This is a genomic window from Kribbella endophytica, from assembly GCF_054781295.1.
Genome location: NZ_BAAGUR010000007.1, coordinates 309,629 through 313,212 on the forward strand (window position 1 = coordinate 309,629; position 3,584 = coordinate 313,212).

The 3,584-nt window shown below is 66.6% G+C and carries 3 protein-coding genes and 1 rRNA gene; 2 read left to right on the top strand and 2 right to left on the bottom strand.

All coding sequences use genetic code 11. The features are described 5' to 3' along the window. The first annotated feature begins 458 nt into the window (after nt 1-458). A complete protein-coding gene (locus ACYVIO_RS41220) occupies nt 459-2,135 on the top strand; it encodes a PucR family transcriptional regulator (protein WP_460656457.1) in 1,677 nt (558 codons plus the stop codon). Here the strand turns inward: ACYVIO_RS41220 and ACYVIO_RS41225 are convergent, their stop codons facing one another. Then, on the bottom strand, nt 2,136-2,795 hold the full coding sequence (locus ACYVIO_RS41225) for a nucleotidyltransferase domain-containing protein (protein WP_460656458.1): 660 nt from the start codon (nt 2,793-2,795) through the stop codon (nt 2,136-2,138). A 41-nt stretch (nt 2,796-2,836) separates the two neighbouring features. Here ACYVIO_RS41225 and ACYVIO_RS41230 point away from each other — a divergent pair, with 41 nt between their 5' ends. Beyond that, nucleotides 2,837-3,349 (top strand): pyridoxamine 5'-phosphate oxidase family protein, encoded by a 513-nt coding sequence (locus ACYVIO_RS41230; protein ID WP_460656459.1) that lies wholly within the window; start codon nt 2,837-2,839, stop codon nt 3,347-3,349. A 132-nt stretch (nt 3,350-3,481) separates the two neighbouring features. Here the strand turns inward: ACYVIO_RS41230 and rrf are convergent. Next, nucleotides 3,482-3,584 (bottom strand): 5S ribosomal RNA (rrf, locus tag ACYVIO_RS41235); the annotation flags it as partial.

Below are 3,584 nucleotides of genomic sequence, written 5' to 3' on the forward strand. Positions count from 1 at the left end.
CCCGCCGCCCCGCTTAGCACTCGACCTTCGTGGTGCAGCTTCAGCGGTCGCGGGTCGGCGGTCCGTGGGTCCAGGCCGGCCGGGGACCACTCAGCCGGTCTTGGGCGGGATCCGCGCGGACGCTCGGCCCGCTGCCCTGCTTGGTGCCCGATCTTCGTGCTGTTGCCGCCGATCAGGTAGTGAACGGGGAGTCGGCGGGGTCGGCGGCGACGGGTGGAGGGTGACCACCGCGCGCTGTCGGACGCGCTCGCCACGAGCCGGGGAATGGGGCTCTGGCGGGTTCGGGCCGGGGGCTGCGGGGGTGTTCGCTTGACGTACTCGTGTGGGGCTGGTTGTTCGGGGGGACGAAAGTGGGGGCTGAAACTGTTGGTGGGGACGAACTAGGGTGGGGTGCTGGGATCTACGGTCGGGAGATGATGCGTTCCGTGACTAATCGGCCTCGGGCGAGTCTTGGGCGGGTGCTGGATGACTTGGGCGCCACGTTGCTCGAACTGGTAGATGGGGATGCTGACCGGCCGGTGGAGATCGGTGGGGTGGTGATTCATGATCCCGTGGACGAACCGGTGCTGCCGTCCAATGCGTTGGTGTTGGGGGTTGGGCTGCAGGAGCCGAGTTTGATCGCGTGGGCGTTGCGGGATCTGGGGCGGCAGCAGGCGGCTGGGTTGGTGGTGCGGGCTCCGGTGCCGAGGGACGTGAGTCTTGCTGAGGCGGTTGCTGAGTCCGGGGTGGCGTTGCTGGGGCTTACTCGCGGGGCGTCTTGGGATCAGTTGGCGGTGTTGTTGCGGTCGCTGCTGGCTGAAGGGGATGTTGGGGTTGCCGAGCCGGAGACCTTGGGCGGGATGCCGTCTGGGGACTTGTTTGCGTTGGCCAATGCGACGGCGGCGTTGCTTGATGCTCCGGTGACGATCGAGGATCGGAACTCCCGGGTGCTCGCGTTCTCTGGCCGGCAGGACGAAGCCGATACCGCGCGGGTCGAGACGGTGCTGGGGCGGCAGGTGCCTCAGCGGTACTCGCGGTTGCTTGCTGAGTTGGGGATCTTTCGGGAGCTTCATCGGACTGATCGGCCGGTGCATGTGCCGCCGTTGCCGATCACTGCGACGGAGTTCACGATTCCGCGGATTGCTGTTGCGGTTCGGGCCGGTGACGAGATTCTCGGGTCGATCTGGGCGGCTGTTCGTGATCCCCTGACCGATGAACGCACCCAGGCGCTGTGCGACGCGGCCAAGCTGGTGGCGCTTCACATGCTGCGGATTCGGGCCGGCGCGGATGTCGAGCGGCGGCTTCGGGCTGATCTGGTCAGCACAGCGCTGGAGGGTGGCGCGGGGGCGCGGGATGCTCTTGACCGGTTAGGGCTCGCTGACCAGCCGGTCGTGGTGCTGGCCCTGGCTGTGCGAGTACGGCGTAGGGCTGAAGAGCGGGTCGGTCGTGAACGGCACGCGCCTGTTCCGAATGGCTCTGAGGTCGGGGCTCAGGACTCACTGGTTGGTGAGGCCGGGTTGGCGACTGAGCGGCAGCGGTTGGCGGATGCGTTCGCGATGCATTTGGGGGCTGTCCATCCGCGGTCGGCGGCGGCGTTGGTGGGGGATGTTGCGTACGGGTTGTTGCCAGTTCGCGCCGATCGGGAGGACGGGGAGGAGCGGGCGGTTCGGATCGCCAAGGACTTCCTGGACCGGATCGGGGATCGGGTGACGGCGACCGTCGGGGTTGGGCCGGTCGTACGGGAGACCGCTCGGCTTCCGCATGCGCGGGCTGGTGCCGATCGGGCGTTGCGAGTACTGCGTACGGGGTCTCAGCGGGTCGCGCGGTTGGCGGATGTTCATGTTGAGACCTTGTTGCTCGAGCTCCGGGACCTCATCGAGGCTCGGGGGGATCAGCCGACGGGGCCGATTGCCCGGTTGGTTGCGTACGACAAGGACCACAACACCAATCTGGTGGAGACGTTGCGGGCATGGCTGGATGCCTTTGGGGACGTGATTGCGGCGGCCGCCACGGTGTACGTGCATCCCAACACCTTCCGGTACCGGCTACGACGTCTGGCGGAGGTTGCCGACCTGGACCTGGCTGACCCCGACACCCGATTCGCGGCGATGCTCCAGCTGAGGGTCGTCACACCTCCCCGCTCCAACCGGTCGTAGTCAGTTGTCGGCGAAGATCCGGGTGAGCCAGGAGTGGGCCGGGTGAAGGTGGTCGATCATGTCGGCCAGCCAAGTACGCCGGGCGGCTGAGAGCAGGGGCAGGGTTGCGGCCAGGTCCTGCTCGTCCTTGGGGCGGTTGAGACGCGCCTTGTAGGCGAGGGCCATCTCGGGGGTGATGTACCGCAGACCGTCGGGCGCGATCCAGGTGATCTCGTCCAGGGCGAAGTCGAGGGACGGGTCACGGCGGAAGATCCACCGGCCGTCGCGGTCGGGGTTCACGACCAGGTCGTACTCCCACGGGGCGAGAGCGTGCCGGCGGAGCCAGATTTGGTCCGCCTCGGCGGGTTGCTCGGGCCGCTTGTCGGTGAGTGGGCTGAGGCGGCCGCCTTCGTTGGACCAGAGGTGCCACTCTCCCTTGAGGTGCTGGCGGAGCAGCTCGACGTCCTTACGCCAGAGGGATACGTCGACGTCCTCGTGAGGACGCCGCACGCCGGTGAATGCTTCGATCGCCCAGCCGCCGGCGATCCACCAGTCGGAGGAGTAGCCGTCGAGGAGTTGGGCGGCGTCCTGGGGAGAGGAGACGTGCCACGGGCCGTAGAGCTGCTGGAACGCGAGCTCCTCTGGGTCGAGGCCGTCGAGGTACGAGGCGCTTTGTTGCATGCGCTGATCCTGGCACCTCAGAGGGTTTGCGAAGATTCGGCATGACTCTTACTAACCCTTGGCTGGCTGGGGCTGCTCCGACCAAGCGACTCGAGTACGACGTGTTGTCGGAGCGGATCCTGAATCTGTTGAGTAGCCAGAACATGTGTGTGCTGGCGACCAGCGGTGAGGACGGTCCGTTGGCTACGCCGGTGCGGTACTACCACCTGGATTTCACTCTGCTGTTCACCGCGGCGGCTCGGTCGCCGAAGATGCGGAACCTGGCGATCGATCCTCGGGTATCGGTGGGGATTTTTGCGCCGTTGGTGGGACAGGCGAGTAGTCGCGGTGCGCAGGTCTTCGGGAAGGCTGAGGTGTTGATGCCAGGGGACGGGGAGTTTGCGCGGTACTGGGAGGCCTATCGGTGGCAATCGGATCATGTGGAGCGGGGACGGTCGCTGGAGGAGCCGCCGGCAGGGCCGTTGGTGGCGGTTGCTGCGGAGAAGATCGTCTACACCGAGCACTGGTTGCGGAGGAGCGGGTATGCGCCTCGGCAGGTGTGGCGGGCTCAATAGAAGACTGGACGCACAGAAGCGGCCGGCCTGGTGGGGTCGACCGCTCGGGGTCAGAACAGCTGAGGGGATCGTGTACTGCTGGGGGAAATGTTAAGGGCCACCCCGAACGGGGTGGCCCTTAACAGTGTGAATGTCCGGCGACGTCCTACTCTCCCACGACCTCCCGGTCGCAGTACCATCGGCGCTGAAGGGCTTAACTTCCAGGTTCGGAATGGAGACTGGGTGTTTCCCCGAC

Bases quoted from the DNA above. Each gene is read 5' to 3' on its own strand.
- ACYVIO_RS41225 (WP_460656458.1), bottom strand. From the start codon at position 2,795: ATGCAACAAAGCGCCTCGTACCTCGACGGCCTCGACCCAGAGGAGCTC.
- ACYVIO_RS41230 (WP_460656459.1), top strand. From the start codon at position 2,837: ATGACTCTTACTAACCCTTGGCTGGCTGGGGCTGCTCCGACCAAGCGA.